The sequence below is a fragment of the Delftia sp. BGA-UO-ETr-SB1 genome (assembly GCF_059567865.1).
On record NZ_JCAQOW010000006.1, the window covers coordinates 468,128 to 490,249 of the forward strand.

Below are 22,122 nucleotides of genomic sequence, written 5' to 3' on the forward strand. Positions count from 1 at the left end.
CGCCGTGGCGGCCTTGATGCGCGGTTCGCCATGAAACTGGCGAGGCCCAGGCGAGGGGCACCGAGCAAGGGCCGCCCCGCCGCGAGGGTGCCGTCCCCCCGCGACGCGAGAGGGGGAAGCGGCGTAGCCGCTCAGGGGGCTTTCAAGCCAATTTGCAGCCGGTCTGATCGATGGGCAGGAAGGACTTGCCTGAGCTGACCACATCCACGTAGTCGTCCTTGTTCTTCATCTTGGACTTGGCCTTGCCCTTGAGCAGGTAGTAGCTCTTGAGCACCTGGTGGTCTGCCTTGCGCACCTCTTCCTCGCCCGTCAGGCCCTGGTACTTCATGCCTTCCAGCGCGGCGACCACGGCCTTGGGGTCGGCCGTGCCGGCCTTGATGATGGCGTCGATCATCAGCTTGGTGCAGATGTAGTGGCCGGCCAGGCTGTAGTTGGGATTGGCCTTGAACTTGTCGTTGCAGCGCTGCACCAGGTCGCGGTTGAGCGGCGTGTCCACCGTGTGCCAGTACTGGGCGCCGAAGTACACGCCGTCGCACAGGTCGGCGCCCAGCGATTCGAACTGCTCCAGCCCCGAGGCCCAGGCGATCAGGATGGTCATGTTCTTGTTCATGCCGAAGCTGATGGCCTGGCGCAGCGTGTCCGAGGACTGGGCGCCGAAGTTCAGCAGCAGCAGCACGTCGGGCTTGGCGGCCACGGCGTTGGTCAGGTAGCCGCTGAACTCCTTTTCGGTCAGCGAGTGGTAGCTGTTGCCCACATGCTCGATGCCCTTTTCCTTGAAGATGTTCTTGGCCGCCGTCAGCAGGCCGTCGCCGAACACGTACTGCGGCGTGATGGTGTACCAGCGCTTGGCCTTGGGCAGGGATTCGACCAGGGGGCGCACGGTCTGCTCGATGGCGCCGAAGGTGGGTGCCGACCAGCGGAAGGTGGCGCTGTTGCAGTCCTTGCCCGTGATCTCGTCGGCGCCAGCGGTGGTGATGAAGATGCCGCCGGTCTTCTCGGCCTCCTTGCCCATGGCCAGCGCCTCCGACGACAGGATGCCGCCTGCGAAGAAGCGCGTGCCCTGCTGCTGCGAAGACTCCTGCAGCTTGCGCACGGCCGTGGCGGGCTTGCCCTCGGTGTCCAGCACGGTGTAGGCCAGCGGGCGGCCCAGCGCCTTGCCGTACTGCTCGATGGCCAGCTTCATGCCCAGATCCGCGTACTTGCCGTTGGCCGCGAAGGCGCCCGACATGGGCACGGGGCAGGCGAACTGGATGCTGTCCTTGGACTGCGCCCAGACGCTGCGGCCCAGGCCCAGCGATGCGGGCAATGCGCCCAGTGCCGAGAGTTGCAGGAGGTGACGACGTTGCATGGGATCTCCGTGATGGGGACTGAAGGCGCGGCGGCCCGGGTACGCTTTTCATAGCAAGTTGCATGCCAGTCGAAATGGGTGCGTGCAGGCTCCTTGATTCATATTTATAGTGATAAATAGAAGAAATAGGGCGCGTGCTAACCCTAGGCGGGCACGGCCACGCGCCATGGCGGTGCATACTGCACCAAACCCGCATGCAGACTGGGCGCGGACACGATCCGGTGCCCTTCCGGAGAACACAACAATGGATACACCCAAGTCGCCCTCCCTGGCAATCCGGCAGCTCAAGCGCCCGGATCTCGTGGCCCAGGAGATCAAGCGCCTGATCACCGAAAAGAACCTCAGCCCCGGCGACCGCCTGCCGCGCGAAAGCGAGCTGCAGGCACAGTTCCAGGTCAGCAAGGGCACGATCCGCGAGGCCCTCAAATCGCTGGAAGTGCAGGGGCTGATCACCATCTCCACCGGCCCTTCGGGCGGTGGCACGGTCGTCGAGGTGCCGCTGGACCGCACGCTGCAGTTCATGCAGAACTACCTGTTCTTCCAGGAGGTGACCATCGACGACATCTACACGGTGCGCCAGATGCTGGAGCCCGAGCTGGCGGCAGGCGCCGTACCGCATCTGACCGAGGCGGATTTCGACGCGCTGGAGCACAGCATCGCCTGCTGCGACCCCACGCAAAGCAGCGAGGACCTGGTGAGCCAGCGGCGCGAGGACGTGAACTTCCACGACATTCTTGCAGCGGCCAATCCCAACCCCTTCCTGCGCTTCACCTGCGAGCTCATCAACGAGATGATTCGCCAGCTCATCGTCTTCGCCAACCGCACGCCCCAGTCCGAGCACCGGCGCTTTGGCGAGGCCAATGCCCGGATCCACCGCGACATCGTGCAGGCCGCACGCGAACGCGATGCCGTGAAGGTGCATGCGCTGATGCAGCAGCACATGCGGGACGCGGCCAGCAGCGTCAAGCGCATGAAGGGCCGCATCCAGGGGCGGCTCATCCTGGATGCCGACAGCCTGCGCAGCCCGCGTCCGCAACGCGCGGTGCAGCCGGTGGAAAAGCCTGCGATGGCAGTGCCGAGGACTGCACCAAAAAAGGCACCGAAACCGGCAGCAAAAGCAGCGCCAACAACAACGGCAAGGCCGGCCGCAAAGACCGCCGCAAAAGCCGTCGCGAAGACCACCGCAAAGGCGGCTCCGAAGGCGCCCGCCAAGCCACTGTCGGCGCGTGCCGCCGCCGCACGCAAGCGCGCGGCCTCCTGAACTGTCCCGCGCCGGTCATTGCCGGCCCAGGCCACGCGTTTCGCGCCGCCCGCTGCTGGTATGCTGCCGCGCGCTCGGCCTTCACGCATTCCACCCCCTCACGAGACAACAGCATGAGACAAACCCCTTTCGCATCTTCCCGTACCCCTGCCCTGTGGCGCGCCCTGGCCGGCGGCCTGGCGCTGGCGGCCACGCTGGCGGCGCCCCTCGCCCATGCCCAGGGCGCAGGCAGCTATCCGTCCAAGACCATTCGCCTGGTCGTGCCCTTTGCGCCTGGCGGCTCCACCGACATCCTGGGCCGCCTGCTGGCGCAAAAGATGGGCGAGAGCATGCACACCACGGTGGTGGTGGACAACAAGCCCGGCGCCAACGGCACCATCGGCTGCGACCTGGTGGCCAAGGCGCCGGCCGACGGCTACACCGTGGTGCTGGGCGATGTGGGCTGCATGGCCATGGCCAAGGGCCTGTACACCAAGCTGCCCTATGACCCGCTGCGCGACTTCGCGCCCATCAGCCTGGTGGCACGCAGCCCGCTGGTGCTCACCGTGGGCGCGCAAAGCCCGTTCCACTCGCTCAAGGAGCTGACGGCGGCGGCCCAGGCCCAGCCCGGCAAGCTCAACTACCCCTCGTCGGGCACGGGCGGCCCCAATCACCTGGGCGCCGAGCTGTATGCCATGCAGGCCAAGGTCAAGATCGGCCACGTGCCCTACAAGGGCAGCGCGCCTTCCGTGGTCTCGCTGGCAGCCGGTGAGACCGACTTCGGCTTTCTCACGGCCGTGACGATTGCCGCGCAGCTCAAGGCCGGCAAGGTGCGCGCCCTGGCCGTGGCCCACAACGAACGCCTGCAGTCCATGCCCGACGTGCCCACCATGTCCGAGGCCGGCCTCAAGGACTTCACGGCCGATGCCTGGTTCCTCGCGGCCGTGCCCGCAGGCACGCCCAAGCCCATCGTGGACAGGCTCTACGCCGAGATCGCCAAGGCCCTGCCCGCGCCCGAGGTCAAGGAAAAGCTGGACGCCATGGGCGTGCTGCCCTCGGGCCTCAAGCCCGATGCCTCGGCCCAGTTCCTGCGCGTGGAAGTGGACAAGTGGCGCGATGTGATCAAGAACGCGGGCATCACGCTGGACTGATTCCGCAGCCTTGCCATTGCCATGTAAAAAGCCCCTGCGGCCTCACGGCCCAGGGGCTTTTCTCATGTGCCGGAGATGCTCAGTTCGTTTCCGTCAGGGCATCGCCCAGGGCGCTGACCAGCCGCTCGATCTCGGCCTTCTCGCTGATGAAGGGCGGCGCGATCTGGATGGTGTCGCCGCCGTAGCGCACGTAAAAGCCCTTGTCCCAGCACTTCATGGCGATCTCGTAGGGACGGCGTGCCGGCTCGCCGGGCAGCGACTCGATGGTGAAGCCCGCAGCCAGGCCGAAGTTGCGGATGTCGGCCACATGCTTTGCTCCCTTGAGGCTGTGCACGGCCTGCTCGAAGAACGGGGCCAGTGCGCGCACGCGGCCCGGGCCGTCCTCGCGCTGCAGCAGGTCCAGCGCGGCCACGCCTGCTGCGCAGGCAATGGGGTGGGCCGAGTAGGTGTAGCCGTGCGGGAACTCCAGCATGTACTCGGGGCCGCCGGCCGCCATGAAGGTGTCGTAGATCTCCTTGCTGGCCACCACGGCGCCCAGGGGCTGGGCGCCATTGGTCACCTGCTTGGCGATGTTCATGATGTCGGGCGTGACGCCGAAGGCCTCGGCCCCCGTCATGGCGCCGCAGCGGCCAAAGCCCGTGATGACCTCGTCGAAGATCAGCAGGATGTTGTTCTGCGTGCAGATCTCGCGCAGGCGCTGCAGGTAGCCGGCCGGCGGAATCACCACGCCGGCCGAGCCCGAGAAGGGCTCGACGATGACGGCTGCGATGTTGCTGGCGTCATGCAGGGCGATCAGGTCCAGCAGCCGGTCGGCCAGCGCGCGGCCATCGGTGGTGGGCATGCCTTTGTGGAAGGACCCCAGCGCTGGCTGCGTGTGCGGCAGGTGGTCGGCCTCCACGCCCTGGCCGAAGGTCTTGCGGTTGCCCACCATGCCGCCGACCGAGATGCCGCCGAAGTTCACGCCGTGGTAGCCCTTCTCGCGCCCGATCAGCCGGGTCTTGCCGCCCTGGCCCTTGGCGCGCCAGTAGGCGCGCGCCATCTTCAGCGCCGTGTCGGCCGCCTCCGAGCCCGAGCCCGTGAAGAACACATGGTCCAGGCCTGCAGGCGTCAGCTCCTTGATCTTGTTGGCCAGCGCGAACGAGGCCGGGTGGCCGAACTGGAAGGCCGGCGCATAGTCCAGCTGCTGGGCCGCGCGGCCGATGGCTTCGGCGATCTCGCGGCGGCCATGGCCCAGGCCCGAGCACCACAGGCCCGACAGGCCGTCGAAGATCTTGCGGCCGTCGGCATCGGTGTAGTAGGCGCCCTGGGCGCTGGTGATCATGCGCGGGCGCGCCTTGAACTCGCGGTTGCCGGTGAAGGGCATCCAGTGGGCGTCAAGCCAGGCGGCATCGGTGCGCGTGGCGGCTGCAGCGCCTTGTTCGGTGGGAACCAGGGTCATGGTGATCTCCTCGGGCCGGGAAAGAAATAAAGGAACCGGCCCATTGTGATCGTGCCTTTTGATTTCTCGAAGTGCGTGATATCGAGGTTCACTTGCGGATTCCTGCAAGTGAGCAGGGGCTTGCCGGTCCGGGCCCGGAGAGCGCGCATTGTGGGAATCCATGGCCGATGCCGCCCTGGTGCTCGCCTATAGTGGCTCCCCTGTAGTGGTGGCCGGTTCAGGCGGGCACCGGGAGGCGAAGGGCGATGGCGGATTTTTCGATGGACAGCACCCCAGGCCGCCCGGCGCGGGACGGGCGCGCGCGGGCCGCGCTGGGCCAGCTGGGCGACATGGACCTGCGCCTGCTGCGCGTGTTCAAGGCCGTGGTCGAGTGCGGCGGCATGTCGGCTGCCGAGCTGGAGCTGAACATCGGCAGCTCCACGCTGAGCCGCCATATGAAGGACCTGGAGGAGCGCCTGGGCCTGACGCTGTGCCGGCGCGGGCGCGCGGGCTTCGCACTCACGCCCGAAGGCCACCGCATCTATGAGGCCACCTTGCAACTGCTCGGTGGCGTGGAAGGCTTCCTGGGCCAGGTGGACGACATCCATGGCCGGCTGGCCGGCACGCTGGACGTGGCGCTGTTCGACAAGACCGTGGGCAATCCGCAGTCGCGCATTCCCGAGGCGATCGGCGTTTTGCACGACCAGGCGCCGCAGCTGCATCTGCGCCTGCATGTGGCCTCCATCCAGGCCATCGAGCGCGGGCTGATGGAGGGGCGCTGGCAGGTGGGCGTGCTGCCATCGGCACCCAGTTCGGGCGCGCTGGACAGCGCCCGGCTGTTTGGCGAGCGCATGCAGCTGTACTGCGCTCCCGGCCATCCGCTGCATGGCGCCGACCATGGCACGCTGGACTGGGACAGCCTGGGTGCGCATGCCTTCGCAGGCCTGGGCTACCAGTCGCCCAACATGGCGCTCAGCCACCAGGCCGGCCTGCAGCGCCAAGCCACGGGTTTTGACCAGGAGGCCATTGCCATGCTGGTGCGATCGGGCCGCTACCTGGGCTTTCTGCCCGATCACTATGCACAGGCCATGCAGGACCAGGGCCTGCTGCAGGCCGTGGCACCGCACCGCTTTTTCTATCTGTGCGATTTCTTCGCCGTCTGGCGCAATGCCGTGGCCCCTGGGCGTGCGGCCCGGGTGTTCATTGACGCGCTGCTGGCCGTGCACCATGGATGAACGGGTTCATCACAGCCTTGAAAAGAGGAAATTCACAGGTTTGATATCAGGATGTGCACAGGTTTTTGCACAGCTTGTGCTCAGGTTTTTGCAGCGTATGCGCTTGACAATGTTTGGCATTGTGGCCGGGGCCAGGGCTTCAGTCCGCCCCGATTGCGCCGACATGCATGCATGGATTCCGTGTCGGCCCTGGGCCGTACGAGCAGCGCCTTGATACCAACGATTTCGCATTTCCCGGGTTCTTGCCACCATGCGCCGCCATGTCCACCTCTCTTGCCGCCACGGCAGGGCCGGGTTTCAGCCCGTGCCGCCATCGACCATCCTGGCCAGGGTCTCGGCCAGCCATTTCCCGAATGAATCTGCGCCAAGGGGCTGCATGGGTGTCGGCATGGGCATGGGCATGTTCATCTCCGTGCTCCCGGCAGGCTCAGGCTGCAGCCGTGGGCGGCGCCATCGCGGCGGCGGCATCGGCACGGCGGCGCAGGCCCCGTTCCCAGAGCTTTTCATGGAAGAAGAAGGCCACGGCCTGGACGGTGGGCTCCAGCAGGCTGAGCGTCAGCGCGGCCCAGAGGTTGCGGGTCACGGCATAGGCCACGGCCGCCGCCACCGTGACGTGGATGACGTAGTAGCTGGCGGTTTTCATCAGCGTGTGGCGGTGGTGGTGCAGGGTCTGGCGGATGCGGGTCATGGGGCTTTCCTCGGGGCTTTTCTCGTGATGAGACTCCATGCTAGGTGTGATCAATAGCTGCGGCCAATCGAAAATGATTATCAAAGAAATGAAGACTATCGATGGCGGGCAGGCAGGTGCCGTGGCCCTGTGCCATTCAGGGGGGGCGCCATGAATTGGGACGAGATCTTCGTGCTCGGATGGGCACCCCATCCGCAGTGGTTCCAGTGGCTGCATCCGGGCCTGGTGGCGCTGTCGGTGGGGGTGGCCGTGGCCACGTCGATGATGGCCATGCAGATCGCGGGGCTGGCGCGCAATGCCGCCTCGCCCCGGATACGCCGCACCGGCGTGCTGACCGGCGCCTTCTGCCTGGGCGCCGGCATCTGGGCCATGCACTTCATCGGCATGCTCGCCTTTGTGCCCTGCACCTTCGGCGACTACGACCCCTGGATCACCGCGCTGTCCATGCTGCCCAGCATGCTGGCGTCCTGGCTGGCGCTGACGCTGATGGTGCGGCCCCGGCTGTCCGCCCAGGCGCTGGTCGGCGGCGGCGTGCTCATGGGGCTGGGCATTGGCTCCATGCACTACATCGGCATGGCGGCGGCCCAGACCTGGAGCCTGATGCTCTACGACCCCTGGGGCGTGCTGCTGTCGGTGATCGTGGCCGCCACCATGGCCATGCTGTCGCTGTGGGTGCGCTTTCGGCTGGGCAACACGGGCCGCCTGTGGCCCACCCTGGTCGCCGGCATAGTCATGGGCCTGGCCATTTCCTGCATGCACTATGCGGGCCTGTACGCACTGCGCCTCAAGCCCGGTATCGATGCGCTGGCGCAGCAGGAGGCGCCCACGCATGCGCTGCTGGTGTTCTCCATCGTGGGCGTGGTGGTGCTGATCTTCGGCCTGGTGCTCGCGGTCAACATGACGCTGCGCTACCGCCAGATCTACCGGCAGGTCCAGCGCAGCGAGTCGCGCCTGCGCGCCGTGGTGGATACGGCGGTGGACGGCATCGTGATGATCGACGGGCGCGGCAGCATCGTCTCGTTCAACGGCGCGGCCGAGCGGCTGCTGGGTTGGACGGCGCAGGAGGTGCTGGGCCGCAGCGCCAGCCTGCTCATGCCTGCGTCGGGCTGCGATGGTGAGGGCGGCTCGCTGGAAAAGCAGCTGGCCGCGGGCTTTGCAGGCCTGCTCGGCTCCAGCCGCGATGTCCATGCCCTGCACAAGGACGGCACGCAGATCGCCGTGCGCCTGGCCGTGGGCCGGGTGGCGATTGCGGGTGATCCGCTGTTCGTGGGCTTTGTGACCGACATCCGCGAGCGCCGCCAGATGCTGCAGTCGCTGCGCCGCAGCGAGGAGCAGTACCGCACCCTGATCAACAACGTGCCCGGCACCACCTTCCGCTGCCTGTACGACGGCAAGTGGACGCCGCTGCTGCTCAGCCGCTCCATCAAGGAGCTGACCGGCTGGACGGAGCAGGACTTCACGGACGGACTCACGGGCTGGGACCGGCTCATCCATGCCGAGGACCGCGACCGGCTGGAGGCTGCGGTCTCGCATTCGCTGTCACGGCGCCAGACCTACAACGCCGACTACCGCCTGCTGCACCGCGACGGCAGCACCCGCTGGGTGTCCGAGACCGGGCGCGGCGTCTTCAACGAGCACGACGAGCTGACCTGGATCGACGGCGTGATCATGGACCAGACGGCGGCGCGCGTGCGCAATGCCGAGTTCGAGGGCACGGTGCGCGCCATCGACCTGTCGCTGGCCACCATCGAGTACGACCTGCTGGGCCAAGTGCTGCGCGCCAACCGCAATTTCCTGGACCTGTTCGGCTACCGGCTCGACGAGGTCGCGGGCCGCCACCACGGCATGTTCTGCGAGCCCGGCTATGCCCACACGCCCGAGCATGTGCAGTTCTGGCGCCGCCTGGCCGAGGGCGAGTTCCAGGCCGGCGAATTCCTGCGCTGCGGGCGCGAGGGGCGGCGCATCTGGGTGCAGGCCACCTACAACCCCATACGCGACGCCGACGGCCGGCCCTACAAGATCGTCAAGCTGCTCACCGACATCAGTGCCCAGCGCAAGCTGGCCCAGGAGCTGGTGCTGGCCAAGGAGCATGCCGAGGCGGCCGCCGCCGCGCGCAGCACCTTCCTGGCCAACATGAGCCACGAAATCCGCACGCCCATGAACGCCATCATCGGCTTCACCGAGGCGCTGCGCGAAACCGCCCTGCAGCCCACGCAGGCGCGCTATCTGGACACGGTGCACTACGCGGCGCGCTCCATGCTGCGCCTGCTCAATGACATCCTGGACACGGCCAAGCTCGACAAGGGCGCGGTGGAGCTGGAGATCGAGGATTTCTCGGTGCGCGAGCTGTGCCAGCAGATCCTGGCGTCGCTGCGCATCACGGCCGACCGCAAGGGCCTGGACCTGCGCCTGGACTACGACCCGCACACGCCGGCGGCCCTGCGTGGCGACGGCATGCGCGTGCAGCAGATCCTGGTGAACCTGCTGGGCAATGCCGTGAAGTTCACCGAGCGTGGCCATGTGCTGCTGCGCGTGCGCTACGAGCAGGGCGTGCTGCAGCTCGATGTGCATGACACGGGCATCGGCATCGCGCCCGAGAAGATCCACCGCATCTTCGACCCCTTCGCCCAGGCCGATGCCTCGACCACGCGGCGCTTTGGCGGCACGGGCCTGGGCACGACCATCTCGCGCCAGCTGGCCGAGCTCATGGGCGGCAGCATCCAGCTGCACAGCACCGTGGGCGTGGGCACGGTGTTCGAGGTGCGCCTGCCCCTGCCGGTCGGCGAGAGCCCGCTGTCCGAGCGCGGCGCGGCCAGCCGCGGCCTGCCGCCGCTGCACATCCTGGCCGTGGACGATGTGCCCGAGAACCTGGAGCTGCTGCAGATCAACTTCTCCAGCCAGAACCACCAGATGGCGCTGGCGCATGACGGCGCCGAGGCGCTGCGCTGCGTGCAGGCGCAGGAGCCGCCCTTCGACGTGGTGCTGATGGACCTGCAGATGCCGGGCATGGATGGCCTGGCGGCGGCGCGCGCCATCCGCGTCTGGGAGCGGCAGCTGCAGCGCCGGCCCGTGCCCATCGTCGCGCTGTCGGCCAGCGTGCTGGAGAAGGACCGCAGCGACGCCAGCGCCGCCGGCATGGACGGCTTTGCCTCCAAACCGCTGGACATGGCGCGGCTGCAGGCCGAGATCGCGCGGCTGCTGTCGCTGCAGGTGGCGCTCAAGGAGGCCAGGCCGCCCGCACCCGCCAGCGCCCAGGCGGGGCTGCCCGATGTCACGGTGGACTGGGCCTCGGGCATTGCGCTGTGGGGCCGGGTCGATCCGCTGGTGGCCGCCATTCGGCGCTTTCTGAACGAGCAGCTTGATCTGGCCGATCGCCTGCGCCGCGCCCTGCAGCGCCCGGGGACCGAAGCCCTGGTGGGCTTGGCGCACCGCGTGCGCGGCGCGGCAGGCAACCTGGGGCTGCAGGCCGTATACCGCTTGGCATCGCGCCTGGAAGGCCATGCGCAGGATGGCGCCCCGCAGCCCCAGCTGCTTGCCCTCATCGACCAGTTGCAGCAGGCGCTGGATGCGGTGACGCAGGAGCTGCGCCAGCGCCATCCGGCTGCCATGCCGGTGGCCGAGGTCGCGGGCCAGGCGCTGCCCGGCGGCACGGCACCGGCGCCGCCCGTGGCCGATGCCGGGCCGCAGGGCGGCGCGTCCTGCCTGCCGGCCGATGCCCGGCCCTGGCTGGAGCGCATCGTTGCCGCATTGCAAAGCGGGGAGCTGGACGGGCAGGCCATGCAGGCCCTGGTGCGCATACTGACGGCCGAACAGCTGCAACCACTGCAGCAGGCACTGGATAATTTCGACTTCGAGCGTGCGCAGGAATGCGCCCAGCAGCTGCAGCAGCAACTGCCCTCGATCGATGGAGACAGAGCATGAATGCGCCCAATCTACTGGCAACGGACAAGCGCCCGCGCCTGCTGCTGGTCGATGACGACCCGACCAACCTGCATGTGCTGCGCCAGATCCTGGGCGAGGACTACCGGCTCTCGTTCGCCACGGACGGGCGCAAGGCACTGCAGCTGGCACAGCACCAGCCGGACCTGATCCTGCTGGACATCATGATGCCCGAGCTCGATGGCTACGCCGTGTGCCGCCAGCTCAAGGCACAGGCCGACACCGCCCGCATCCCGGTGATCTTCATCACGGCCCTGTCGGACGGGCAGGACGAGGCGCTGGGCTTTGCCTCCGGCGCGGTGGACTACATCGTCAAGCCCGTGCGTGCGCCCGTGGTGCGCGCGCGGGTGCGCAACCACCTGTCGCTGGTCAAGCTCGACGAGTTGCGCAGCACCCGCCTGCAGATCGTGCAGCGCCTGGGCCGCGCGGCCGAGTACCGCGACAACGAAACCGGCATGCACGTGATCCGCATGAGCCACTACGCAAAGACGTTGGCGCTGGCAGCCGGCTGCACCGACGAGTGGGCCGACGACCTGCTCAACGCCGCGCCCATGCACGACGTGGGCAAGATCGGCATCCCCGACGCCATCCTGCTCAAGAACGGCCCGCTGACGGCCGAGGAATGGACCGTCATGCGCCGCCATCCGCAGATCGGCGCCGAGATCATCGGCGAGCACGACTCCCAGGTGCTGCAGATGGCCTACAGCATTGCGCTGACCCATCACGAGAAATGGGACGGCACGGGCTACCCGCAGGGTCTGGCGGGCGAGGACATTCCGCTGGCCTCGCGCATCGTGGCCGTGGCCGACGTGTTCGATGCCCTCACCACGGAGCGCCCCTACAAGCACGCCTGGACCGTGGACGACGCCATGGAGCACATAGAGCAGCAGGCCGGCGCCCATTTCGACCCGCGCCTGGTGCCGCTGTTCATCGGCCTGCGCCCGCAGCTCGAAGACATACGCGAGCGCTGGAAGGATTGACCGCACCGGCAGCACCGATTCCGGCAGGGCATGCTGGGGCATGGGCCATCGCTTACCCTGGCGGGCCTGCCATCGGCGCTCAAATGACCTGTCCATGTCTTCTCCCCCGCCCCTCGCTGGCCGCTTCCATGTCCGCGCACTGACCGCTGCCGACCTGTCCGATCTGCTGCACATCCAGCTGGCCTGCTATGGCGCGGACTATGCCGAGAGCGGCGAGGTCTTTGCGCGGCGCCTGGCCAGCGCGGCGAACTGCTCGCTGGCGCTGGAGCAGGGCGGCCGGGTGCGCGCCTACCTCGCGGCCTACCGCAGCCGGATGGCCAAGATCACCCCGCTGCACGGTGACTTCGAAGCCGTGGAGCAGGCCGACACCCTCTACCTGCACGACATGGCCGTGCACCCCGACGCTGCAGGCCAGGGCCTGGCGCGCGCGCTGCTGGCGCCGCTGTGGGACAGGGCGCGTGCCGAGGGCCTGCGCCACACGGCCCTGGTCTCGGTGCAGGGCTCGCGCGGCTACTGGGAGCGCCATGGCTATGCCGTGCAGGCGCTGGTGAACCCGCTGCAGCAGCAGCGCCTGGACAGCTATGGCGACGGTGCGCTGTACATGGTCCGGCCGCTATAGGCGCGGTGTCGCGTGGGTGGCCGGCAGGGCGTGTTGAGGGCGTGTTGATGGGGTTTTGGCCGGGGACGTGGTGGCCGCCTCTGGTCATAATGCGCGCCATGCCCGATCGCTGGAAACCCAATGTCACTGTGGCGGCCATCATTGAGCGCGATGGCCGTTTTCTGCTGGTGGAAGAAGACACGGCCGATGGCGTGCGCTACAACACGCCCGCCGGCCATCTCGACCCGGCCGAGTCGCCCATCGCCGCCTGCGTGCGCGAGGTCGATGAGGAAACCGCGCACGACTTCGTGCCCACGGCCCTGGTCGGCATTTACCTGAACCGCTTCGTGCGCACGCGCACGGGTTCGGACATCACCTATCTGCGCTTTGCATTCACGGGCGAGCTGGGCGACTTCCGGCCCGGCCAGCCGCTGGACGACGGCATCCTGCGCACGGTCTGGATGACGCTGGACGAACTGAAGGCCTGCGCAGCCCAGCACCGCAGCCCGCTGGTGATGCAAAGCATCGAGGACTACCTGGCCGGCCGCCGCTATCCGCTGGAGCTGATCCATACCGATCCCAGCGTGATGCAGGCTCCGCAGCCCCACTGAGTCACCAAGGCACCGAGCACCATGCCGGCCCTGTCTGTCACAAAACGCCACGCTCCCGCGTCTTGATGGCATGCAGACCTCCTCCGTCACCGACGATCCCCTGGCGCTGTTTGAGCGCCACCGCCCGCGCCTGTTCGGCCTGGCCTACCGCATGCTGGGCCAGCGCGCCGATGCCGAAGACCTGGTCCAGGAAGCCTGGCTGCGCTGGCATGGCGCCGAGCGCGCCGGCATAGAGCAGCCCGAGGCCTGGCTGGTCTCCGTGACCACGCGCCTGGCCATAGACCGGCTGCGCCGCCTGCGTGCCGAGCGCGAGCACTACCAGGGCTTCTGGCTGCCCGAGCCCCTGGTTCAGCCCTGGGCCGAGGAGGCCGCGCCCTCGGCCGAAGACCTGCTGGAGCGTGCCCACGACGTGTCCACGGCCCTGATGTTCGTGCTGGAGCAGCTCACCCCCGACGAACGTGCGGCCTTCCTGCTGCGCGAGATCTTCGATGCCGACTATGCCGAGGTGGCCCAGGCCCTGGGCCGCAGCGAGGCCGCCTGCCGCCAGCTCGTGCACCGCGCCCGCAGCCATGTGCAGGCCGGCCGCCCGCGCTTTGCCGCACCGCCCGAGGCCCATGCCGCGCTGCTGCAGCGCTTTGCGCAGGCCGTGCAGGGGGGAAACTTCGCGCAGATCCAGGCGCTGTTCGCGCCCGATGCCGAGCTCATCAGCGACGGCGGCGGCAAGGTGCCCTCGTTCGGCCGCGTGCTGGAGACGGGCCGGCGCCTGGCCCTGCTGTACTTCGCCACCACGCGCCGCATGCGGCGCAACGGCCAGCGCCAGACCCTGCACCTGGCGCGCGTCAACGGCCTGCCGGGCCTGCTGCGCTGCATCGACGGCGAACTGGAGTCCGTGCAGACGCTGCTGGTCGAGGACGGCCTGATCCGCTGCATCTACACGCTGCGCAACCCCGACAAGCTGGCCGGCGTGGCCGTGCCGGCGCCACTGCCGTTCCCTGCAGGCCCGGCAGGCCCGGCAGGCCCGGCAGCGTAGCCAGAGGGTCAGATGAACTGAAGATCGCGGGGCGTGACGCCCTCGAACACGCGCTGCAGCTGGGCCGGGCTCAATCCATACATGCGCTGGAACAGGCCGCCCAGCACGGCGCGGTACTCGTTGAGCACGGGATGGTCGCGGTTCTGGAACAGGTTTTTCTGGTTGACCTCGACCTGCTCGCCCACGATGCGCCCGCCCGCGCGCGAGGACAGCCCGCCGCCCAGCAGCCAGTAGGTCGTGCCGTGGCCGTGGTCCGTGCCCTTGTTGCCGTTCTCGCGGAAGGTGCGGCCGAACTCGCTGATCACCACCACCACCGTATGCCGCCAGGCCTCGGGGCCGATCTCCTGGGCAAAGCCGGCCAGGCCCCGGCCCAGCTCGTCCAGCCGCCCGGCCAGCGCACCCGTGGCGCCGCCCTGGGCCACGTGCGTGTCCCAGCCGCCCACATCGACGAAGCCCAGGTCGAAGCGCTCGCGCATCAGGGCCGCCATGCGCTGCGCCACCAGGGCAAAGCCGCGTGCGCTGATGGCATTGCGCCCGGCCTGGTCCATTTCCTCCTGCACGCTGCGCTGCACGGCATCACGCACCGCAAAGCCCTCCTGCACGGCCGGGCCCAGGGCCGTGCCCGCGTACATGGCGGCAATGGCCTGGCTGCGGCGATCGTCCAGGCCGCCCTTGCCCACGGATGCCAGCGCCATGTTGGCGGCCGGCAGGCTGCCGCGCAGCAGCAGCGGAAGCTGGGGCGTGAAGGCCATGGGCGATACCGCCGTGCGGCCATCCTGTCCCAGCACCTGGGCCAGCCGGTTCAGAAAGCCCGACTGGTAGCTGCGGCGCCCGTCCAGGCCCTGGCCCAGCTCGATGGAGTCCTGCGTCTCGAAATGGCTGCGCGACAGGTCGTGCGTGCCCGCAAAGGGCACAAAGCAGGCCTGGCCTGCCTGGAACAGCGGGTGGATGCTGTCCTGCAGCACCGGGTGCAGGCCCCAGCGGTCGTCCAGCGCCAGGGCGCCCCGGGCCTCGCCGGGCCGGGCAATGGCGATGCTGGGGCGGGCCTCGTAGTAGAAGTCGCTGTGCGTGGGCACGAGCAGATTGCTGCTGTCATAGGCGCCGCGCAGGAACACCAGCAGCAGGCGCGGCGTGGCTGGCCGGGGCGTGGCGGCCTGCAGCCGGCCCAGGTGGGCGGCAAAGGGCAGGGTGGAGGCCAGGGACAGAAAGTGGCGTCGCTGCATGGACAGACTCCCGGGGGTCAGCGGAACATCATTTCGGGGGCGGACAGGAAGTAGGTATTCCAGTCCGCCGGATTGCGGGCCTGGGCCAGTGCCGCCTGCGTGGCCTGGCTCCACTGCGGCAGGCGCTGGCGCACGCTGGCCAATTCCGACAGCGTGGGGTAGGGCGGCTTCTCCAGCGCGTCTGCGGGGTCGGCGCGGAACAGCACGGCGCTGCGCGTGGCGATCTGGCGCGCCACCTCGAAGCGCGCCGCCATCTGGCCCGAGCTGGCCCAGTCGGACTGCATCTGCGGATAGCCGTCCGGCGTCTCATGCGCATAGAGGTTCTGCCCCAGCCGGTTGACCCAGCCCAGCACCGGCGCCACGTCGGCCGCCACGCGCTGGTCCACCGACAGCCGCGTGGCGGCCAGCACGTAGTGCAGCGGATCGCGGAACTTGCGGCCGAAGCGGGCGGCCTCGGGATCGGCCAGCAGCGTGGCCACGGTGGCCGCGATATCGCCCCGGCTGCGCGTGAAGGCCTGGGCCGTGCGCTGCACCAGGGCGGGCGGCGGATCGTCGGCAATGAAGAACACCGCCAGCTTGCGCGCGATGAACTGCGCCGTGGCCGGCGAGGCGACGATGCGGTCCAGCGCCTCCTGGACCTCGGCCATGCCGCGTGCGTGCAGGGGCTGGCCCAGGAAGGTCTTGGGGCCGTAGTCGTGCCGGTTGGGGTTGAACTCGAAAAAGCCCGAGCGCAGGTAGTCGCCCTGGCGCTCGGGGCGCATGCGCGGCGGCGGCGTGCCGGCCGGCTGCAGGCTGATGCCCACGCCGGTCAGGATGCGCGCCATCTCCTGCACATCGGCCTGGGTGTAGCCGCTGCCCACGCCCATGGTGTGCAGCTCCAGCAGTTCGCGCGCGTAGTTCTCGTTGATGCGGCCTGCCGCATTGCTGGCGTTGTCCAGGTAGCGCAGCATGGCCGGGTGGCGCAGCGAGGCCTCCAGCAGGCTGCGGAAGCTGCCCAGCGCATGCGGGCGTATGGCCTGCTCCTCGTAGTCGCCCACCCAGGCGCGGATATCGGCCTTGCGCAGGCTGACGCTGAAATGGTTCATCCAGAACCAGGTCATCTGCTCCTGCAGCTGTGCCGGCGAGTACAGCGCGCGGATCACGAAGCGCTTCTGGGCATCGTTGCCCAACTGGTTCAGCGTGCGCTGGTAGGTCTGCTGCAGCGTGGCCTTTTCATCGGCCGATGCCGCCTCCTGCACGGCCTTGCGCTGGGTCTCCAGTTCCAGCAAGACCTCGTTCATGGGGCGCTGGCTGATGGCCAGCTGGTCAATCCGCTGCTGTGCCTGCGGCGGCAGCGGCCGGGGGCCGGGCTGCAACTGCCGGGTCAGCCAGGCCTTGAGGCCCAGGCGCTGCAGCTGTGCATCCTCGCTGTCGGTGGCGCCCCAGGTCACGCGGTCCAGCCATTGCTGGCGCTGCGCGGCGGTGAGGGGCGCATCGGGCAGGGCATGGAGTGCAGGCGTTGCGGAGGAGGGCGGCGCCTGCAGGGGCGCGCAGCCCGTGGCCAGGGTGATGGCGCAGAACGTGAGAGCGATGGCGAACGGCGATGTGCGGCGCATGGTGTCTCGGTGGGTAGGGGGCATCCATTGGATGCCAGCATCCTCCGCCCATGTGCTTCGCCCTGTAACGCGCCGGTAGCAAAAAGTAAAAGGCAAAAAAAAGCGGAGTGCTTCACACTCCGCTTTTTCTGAGGGATCCGGCCTTATTTGCTGGGCCGGCTCGCGCATTCCGCGCACTGTCCGTACAGGGCCATCGAATGGTCCTGGATCACCCAGCCCTTGGCCTTGGCGATCAGGTTCTGGCGCTTTTCGATATCGGGATCGTAGAACTCCTCGACCTTGCCGCAGCTGGTGCACACGAAGTGGTCGTGGTGCTGGCCTTCATTGAGTTCGTAGACGGCCTTGCCGCTCTCGAAATTGCTGCGGATGAGGATGCCGGCCTGCTCGAACTGCGTGAGCACGCGGTAGACCGTGGCCAGGCCGATGTCCGAGCGTTCGTCCAGCAGCACGCGGAACACGTCTTCGGCCGTCATGTGGCGTTGCGCACCCGTCTGGAAGATCTCCAGGATCTTCAGTCGGGGAAGCGTGGCCTTCAGGCCGGTACTCTTGAGTTCGTCGATGTTCTTCATGTCTGGGTCTTTGGCAGAGACTGCCCGCTGGACTGCCACCATGGCAGGCGCGGGGCGGCGAACAAAATGGCCCTGGTGCCAGGGGCGTCGCATGATCGCAAGCCCTAGGGACCAGCCGCTACAATGATCCACGATCATATCCCTATGCTGATACCAATGCATGTTCAAGCCCGTTGCCGCACGAGTGCGGCCCTGATGCTGTCGATCGGGGTGGCGCTGGCAGGCTGCAGCAGCCTCGATGGCGCCGCGCACCGAGTCGCCAATGTCGTCACTCCCTACAAGGTCGAGGTCGTCCAAGGCAACTTCGTCTCCCGTGAACAGGTCGAGGCCCTGCAGCCCGGCATGAGCCGCCAGCAGGTGCGCGACATTCTCGGCACGCCGCTGGTCACCAGCGTATTCCACGCCGACCGCTGGGAATATGTGTTCACCATCAAGCGCCCCGGCGTCGATTCGCAGGTGCGCAAGCTGACCGTCTTCTTCAACGGCGACCTGTTTGCCCGCTCCGAAGGCGACGAGATGCCCACCGAGGCCGAATTCGTCGCCAGCCTGGGCTCCAAGAAGAAGCTGGGCAAGATTCCGCAGCTGGAAGCCAGCGAGGAGCAGCTGTCCAAGTTCCCGGCCGCCAAGCCTGTGGAAGAGCCCGTGGCCGCCGAGCCGCCGGCCGCAGCGGCCAGCTACCCGCCACTGGAATCCGGCGCCCGTTGATATCGCCGCCCGCGCGCCGCAAGGCATGCGGGCGTTTTTCCGTGGATGGCGGCCGCCGCGGCGCCTGCCTGGCGCCGCTTTTGCCTGCTGTCCATGCATTGAGCTTGTGCATCCCTTTCCCGACATGAACGCCACGACCGCCACTTCCTCCAGCAACAACCAGCGCCTGCGTGTGGCCGTGGCCGGCGCCTCCGGCCGCATGGGCCGCATGCTGATCGAGGCCATCGCGCAAAGCGATGACCTTGCGCTGGCCGCCGCGCTGGACCGCGCCGACAGCCCTTCGCTGGGCACCGACCCCTCGGCCTTCCTGGGCCAGCCCAGCGGCATCGCCATCGAAAGCGATGTGCGTGCCGCGCTGTCCAAGGCCGATTGCCTGATCGACTTCACGCGCCCCGAAGGCACGATGGACCACCTGGCCATCTGCGCCGAGCTGGGCGTCAAGCTGGTCATCGGCACCACGGGCTTCAGCGACGAGCAAAAGGCCCGCATCGCCGAGTACGCCCAGCGCACGGCCGTGGTGCTGTCGCCCAACATGAGCGTGGGCGTGAACGTCACCTTCAAGCTGCTGGAGATGGCGGCCGAGGCGCTGTCCAGCGGCTATGACATCGAAATCGTCGAGGCCCACCACCGCCACAAGGTCGATGCCCCCTCGGGCACGGCCCTCAAGATGGGCGAGGTCATCGCCGAAGCCCAGGGCACGAAGCTGGCTGACCGCGCCGTCTACGAGCGCTTCGGCCACACCGGCGCGCGCGAGGACAACACCATCGGCTTTGCCACCGTGCGCGGCGGCGACATCATCGGCGACCACACGGTGCTGTTCGCGGGAACGGGCGAGCGCATCGAGATCTCGCACAAGTCCAGCAGCCGTGCCGGCTATGCCCAGGGCAGCCTGCGGGCGGCGCGCTTCCTGGCAGGCAAGGCAACGGGCCAGTACGACATGAACGATGTCCTGGGTCTGTGATGGCACAGACCCAGGGCCGTAGCGCCGCGTACCTCTCTTTGGCCATACCGGCGAGATAAAGACCATGACCGGCCCACTCTGGCTCTGGTGGCAGCAAGGCGACGCCGTGGCGCGCGGCACGGCGCTGCTGCTGCTGGCGCTGTCGGTGGCCAGCTGGGTGGTCATCGTCTGGAAGATCTGGTTCATGGCCGCCAGCCGCCGCCGCGTTCCACAGGCCATTGCGGCCTTCTGGAGTGCGCCGGACCTGGCCACGGGCCAGACCCGCATGGCCGAGGGCGATCGCCAGCAACTGGTGGCGCCCATGGCCGGGGCCGTGTCCCAGGCCCTCGCGCCCACGGGCAGCAGCGGCATGGCGCTCTCGGGGCGCGCAGCGCGCTCCGTGCGCCTCACGCGCGGCCTGCGCCAGGCGCTGCAGTCGGCCAGCCACCAGCTTCAATGGGGCCAGACCCTGCTGGCCACCGTGGGCGCCACGGCGCCCTTCGTCGGCCTGCTGGGCACCGTCTGGGGCATTCACCACGCGCTGGCCACATTGGCCGGCAGCGGACAGATCGGCATCGAGCAACTGGCCGGCCCTGTGGGCGAGGCCCTGGTGATGACGGCAGCCGGCCTGGCCGTGGCCCTGCCAGCCGTGCTGGCCTATAACCTGCTGGGCCGCGCCGCCGCCCAGATGGAAGCCCTGCTCGAAGGCTTTGCCCATGACCTGCAGGCCATGTTCGGCCTGGAGCAGCCCGGGCAGGCGCAGCAGGATGACGGCATGCCCGTCGCCGGCCTGCCGGCCGGCCCCATGGACGCACCCTGACCGGGCGGCCAGGCAGGAGCGCACATGGCCTTCGGACGACTGAGCGGCAAGGAGAGCGCCCCCCAGCCCATGCACGCCATCAATGTCACCCCGCTGGTGGACGTGATGCTGGTGCTGGTGGTCATCTTCATTCTTGCGGCACCCATGCTGGCCGCCTCCCTGCGCGTGCAATTGCCCCAGGCCCAGGGCACCCAGCCCATGGCGGCTGCGGGCGAGGACGATGCGCTGCTGCTGGAGGTCGATGCGCAGGGCGCGCTCTGGGTGCAGGGCCAGCCCACCACGCCCGAGGCACTGCGCGAGCGCCTGGCCCGGCTTGGCGCCCGCAATCCCCAGGCCGAGTTGCAATTGCGTGCCGACCAGGCCGTGCCCTATGGCCGCGTGGCCGAGCTCATGGGCTGGGCACACGCGGCGGGCCTGACGCGCATGGGCTTCGTGGCGGAGCCTGCGCGAAGCCAGGAGGGCCGGTCCGCCGCCGTCCTGGGCCCCTCCGGCGCCGGGCGCTGAAACGCCTCCGGGCCTGCGCCTGCGAACCTATTGCTGTCCTTCGGGCCAGCGCTCGCTGCCCGCCAGCCGCAGATGCTGGCCATGGTCCGAGGAACGCTGGTACAGGCTGAGCCCGAACAGCGGCAGCATTCCGATCAGGTGGTCGAAGATCGCACCCTGTATGGCCTCGTACTCCACCCAGACCGTGGTGCTGGTGTAGCAAAACAGCTCCAGCGGCACGCCCATGGGCGAAGGCTCCATGGTGCGCACCAGCAAAAACATGTTCGGCGTCTTGTGGATGTGCGGATGGCGCAGCAGGTAGGCGTATGCATAGGCCTTGAAAACGGCCAGATTGCTGAGTTGCTGCGCGGCCATCTCGCTGCCTGCAGGCGCGTCGGCCATGCGCAGGTCGCCGCTGCGGGTCCAATGGTCCTTCAGGGGCTCCAGCAGCGCCAGTTTCTGCCGCTGCTCGGGCGTCAGCAGGCGGATGGTGTGGGCGTCTATGTGCAGCGAGCGGCGGATGCGGCGCCCGCCCGACTCGAACATGCCGCGCCAGTTCTTGTAGCTGTCGCTCATCAGCCGCCAGGTGGGAATGGTGGTGATGGTCTTGTCCCAGTTCTGCACCTTCACCGTGTGCAGCGCGATGTCGATCACGAAGCCATCGGCGCCGACCTGTGGCATCTCTATCCAGTCGCCCACGCGCAGCATGTCGTTGGAGCCCAGCTGCACGCCGGCCACGAAGGACATGATGGTGTCCTTGAAGATCAGCATCAGCACGGCCGAGGCCGCGCCCAGGCCCGACAGCAGCAGCAACGGAGAGCGGTCCACCAGGGTGGCGACGATGAGCACGATGGCGATCAGGAACACCAGCAGCTTGCCCAGCTGCACATAGCTCTTGATCGAATGGGCCTGCGTGGCCTTGCGCTCTTCCTTGAGCTCGTGCGCCTCGTTCATGGCGTTGAGCAGGGCGCTGATCACGCGGGCCACGTGGTAGATGGTGCAGGCGATGGCCAGGTTCAGGATCAGCGTGGCCCACTGCGGCTGCAGCTGCGGTATGGCCTGCACGCCCGACTGCATGACCAGCGAAGGCACGGCCTTGGCCAGCCGCTGCAGCACGCTGTCGTGCAGCAACACCTGTGCCCATTCCATCTCCACCAGCGTGCTGCGCATGCGCGGAAGCACGCGCAGCAGCAGCCATTGCACGACAAACCCCGCCGAGCGGGCCAGCAGCACCAGCGCGCACAGCGCGGCCAGGGCCTGCATGACGGGATCCCAGCCGGAAATCAAAGACCAGTTCAGCAAGAAAAACTCCAGGGCGTTGCAGTGCCGGCCTGCCTGCGGCCGGCACCATGAGGCCGCGCGCAGTGGCGGCATGCCCGGGAGATGCGCATCGGTTCCTGCGCAAGCCCGGGCTGGCGATGGAGGAACGCCTGCGGCATGGCGCCGCAGAGCTGGCAAGCATACGCAGTGCGGCTTTTCCCCGTGCCACAGGCGGGCAAGCGGCCGCCGATGACGCAGTACCGCCTGCGGGCTTGTGGGCGGCTTCGGGC

The 22,122-nt window shown here is 68.3% G+C and carries 19 protein-coding genes; 12 read left to right on the plus strand and 7 right to left on the minus strand.

What is annotated here, in order from left to right; all coding sequences use genetic code 11:
- Nucleotides 1–142: 142 nt before the first annotated feature.
- Nucleotides 143–1,348, minus strand: coding sequence for an ABC transporter substrate-binding protein (locus tag AC57B5_RS20980; protein WP_063328574.1), 1,206 nt, complete (start codon nucleotides 1,346–1,348; stop codon nucleotides 143–145).
- A gap of 244 nt (nucleotides 1,349–1,592) precedes the next feature.
- Here AC57B5_RS20980 and AC57B5_RS20985 point away from each other — a divergent pair, with 244 nt between their 5' ends.
- The gene (locus tag AC57B5_RS20985) at nucleotides 1,593–2,609 is read left to right on the plus strand and encodes a FadR/GntR family transcriptional regulator (protein ID WP_333905580.1); all 1,017 of its coding nucleotides are present in this window, start codon (nucleotides 1,593–1,595) and stop codon (nucleotides 2,607–2,609) included.
- A gap of 113 nt (nucleotides 2,610–2,722) precedes the next feature.
- Nucleotides 2,723–3,739 carry a Bug family tripartite tricarboxylate transporter substrate binding protein gene (locus tag AC57B5_RS20990; RefSeq protein ID WP_013804784.1) on the plus strand — a complete coding sequence of 339 codons (1,017 nt, stop codon included), beginning with the start codon at nucleotides 2,723–2,725 and terminating at the stop codon, nucleotides 3,737–3,739.
- Between the two features lie 79 nt (nucleotides 3,740–3,818).
- On the opposite strand, the gene aptA is transcribed toward AC57B5_RS20990, so the two are convergent.
- Nucleotides 3,819–5,177, minus strand: a complete 1,359-nt coding sequence (gene aptA, locus AC57B5_RS20995) for an omega-aminotransferase AptA (protein ID WP_013804783.1) — start codon at nucleotides 5,175–5,177, stop codon at nucleotides 3,819–3,821.
- Between the two features lie 245 nt (nucleotides 5,178–5,422).
- Here aptA and AC57B5_RS21000 point away from each other — a divergent pair, with 245 nt between their 5' ends.
- Entirely contained in the window at nucleotides 5,423–6,391 is a 969-nt protein-coding gene (locus tag AC57B5_RS21000) for a LysR family transcriptional regulator (protein WP_496400259.1), read from the plus strand.
- Between the two features lie 427 nt (nucleotides 6,392–6,818).
- Here AC57B5_RS21000 and AC57B5_RS21005 read toward each other — a convergent pair whose 3' ends face one another.
- Complete coding sequence (locus AC57B5_RS21005; protein WP_013804781.1) at nucleotides 6,819–7,079, minus strand: DUF2061 domain-containing protein; 261 nt, start codon at nucleotides 7,077–7,079, stop codon at nucleotides 6,819–6,821.
- A gap of 150 nt (nucleotides 7,080–7,229) precedes the next feature.
- Here AC57B5_RS21005 and AC57B5_RS21010 point away from each other — a divergent pair, with 150 nt between their 5' ends.
- The 5 genes from AC57B5_RS21010 (at nucleotide 7,230) to sigJ (ending at nucleotide 14,237) form a co-directional block, all read left to right on the plus strand.
- Nucleotides 7,230–11,000 carry a PAS domain S-box protein gene (locus AC57B5_RS21010; protein WP_496400260.1) on the plus strand — a complete coding sequence of 1,257 codons (3,771 nt, stop codon included), beginning with the start codon at nucleotides 7,230–7,232 and terminating at the stop codon, nucleotides 10,998–11,000.
- Nucleotides 10,997–11,998 (plus strand): HD-GYP domain-containing protein, encoded by a 1,002-nt coding sequence (locus AC57B5_RS21015; protein ID WP_012207812.1) that lies wholly within the window; start codon nucleotides 10,997–10,999, stop codon nucleotides 11,996–11,998. Before AC57B5_RS21010 ends, AC57B5_RS21015 begins: the two co-directional genes overlap by 4 nt.
- A 94-nt stretch (nucleotides 11,999–12,092) precedes the next feature.
- On the plus strand, nucleotides 12,093–12,617 hold the full coding sequence (locus tag AC57B5_RS21020; protein WP_043783050.1) for a GNAT family N-acetyltransferase: 525 nt from the start codon (nucleotides 12,093–12,095) through the stop codon (nucleotides 12,615–12,617).
- A gap of 89 nt (nucleotides 12,618–12,706) precedes the next feature.
- Nucleotides 12,707–13,207, plus strand: a complete 501-nt coding sequence (locus AC57B5_RS21025) for an NUDIX hydrolase (RefSeq protein ID WP_012207810.1) — start codon at nucleotides 12,707–12,709, stop codon at nucleotides 13,205–13,207.
- Nucleotides 13,208–13,277: 70 nt separating this feature from the next.
- Nucleotides 13,278–14,237, plus strand: a complete 960-nt coding sequence (gene sigJ, locus AC57B5_RS21030; protein WP_496400261.1) for an RNA polymerase sigma factor SigJ — start codon at nucleotides 13,278–13,280, stop codon at nucleotides 14,235–14,237.
- Nucleotides 14,238–14,245: 8 nt separating this feature from the next.
- Here sigJ and AC57B5_RS21035 read toward each other — a convergent pair whose 3' ends face one another.
- From AC57B5_RS21035 to fur, 3 genes are all read right to left on the minus strand, one after another.
- A complete protein-coding gene (locus AC57B5_RS21035; RefSeq protein WP_012207808.1) occupies nucleotides 14,246–15,460 on the minus strand; it encodes a DUF1501 domain-containing protein in 1,215 nt (404 codons plus the stop codon).
- A gap of 17 nt (nucleotides 15,461–15,477) precedes the next feature.
- On the minus strand, nucleotides 15,478–17,055 hold the full coding sequence (locus tag AC57B5_RS21040; protein WP_192368500.1) for a DUF1800 domain-containing protein: 1,578 nt from the start codon (nucleotides 17,053–17,055) through the stop codon (nucleotides 15,478–15,480).
- Between the two features lie 143 nt (nucleotides 17,056–17,198).
- Nucleotides 17,199–17,624, minus strand: a complete 426-nt coding sequence (gene fur / locus AC57B5_RS21045) for a ferric iron uptake transcriptional regulator (RefSeq protein WP_013804774.1) — start codon at nucleotides 17,622–17,624, stop codon at nucleotides 17,199–17,201.
- A 156-nt stretch (nucleotides 17,625–17,780) separates the two neighbouring features.
- Here fur and AC57B5_RS21050 point away from each other — a divergent pair, with 156 nt between their 5' ends.
- From AC57B5_RS21050 to AC57B5_RS21065, 4 genes are all read left to right on the plus strand, one after another.
- Nucleotides 17,781–18,329 carry an outer membrane protein assembly factor BamE gene (locus AC57B5_RS21050; protein ID WP_486704480.1) on the plus strand — a complete coding sequence of 183 codons (549 nt, stop codon included), beginning with the start codon at nucleotides 17,781–17,783 and terminating at the stop codon, nucleotides 18,327–18,329.
- Nucleotides 18,330–18,453: 124 nt separating this feature from the next.
- Nucleotides 18,454–19,290: a 4-hydroxy-tetrahydrodipicolinate reductase gene (dapB, locus tag AC57B5_RS21055; protein ID WP_496400262.1), complete on the plus strand. Its 837-nt coding sequence runs from the start codon at nucleotides 18,454–18,456 to the stop codon at nucleotides 19,288–19,290.
- A 64-nt stretch (nucleotides 19,291–19,354) separates the two neighbouring features.
- Complete coding sequence (locus AC57B5_RS21060) at nucleotides 19,355–20,089, plus strand: MotA/TolQ/ExbB proton channel family protein (protein WP_496400263.1); 735 nt, start codon at nucleotides 19,355–19,357, stop codon at nucleotides 20,087–20,089.
- 24 nt (nucleotides 20,090–20,113) lie between these two features.
- The gene (locus tag AC57B5_RS21065; RefSeq protein ID WP_012207802.1) at nucleotides 20,114–20,593 is read left to right on the plus strand and encodes an ExbD/TolR family protein; all 480 of its coding nucleotides are present in this window, start codon (nucleotides 20,114–20,116) and stop codon (nucleotides 20,591–20,593) included.
- 27 nt (nucleotides 20,594–20,620) lie between these two features.
- On the opposite strand, the gene AC57B5_RS21070 is transcribed toward AC57B5_RS21065, so the two are convergent.
- Nucleotides 20,621–21,835, minus strand: a complete 1,215-nt coding sequence (locus AC57B5_RS21070) for a mechanosensitive ion channel family protein (RefSeq protein WP_063328630.1) — start codon at nucleotides 21,833–21,835, stop codon at nucleotides 20,621–20,623.
- Nucleotides 21,836–22,122 lie beyond the last annotated feature (287 nt).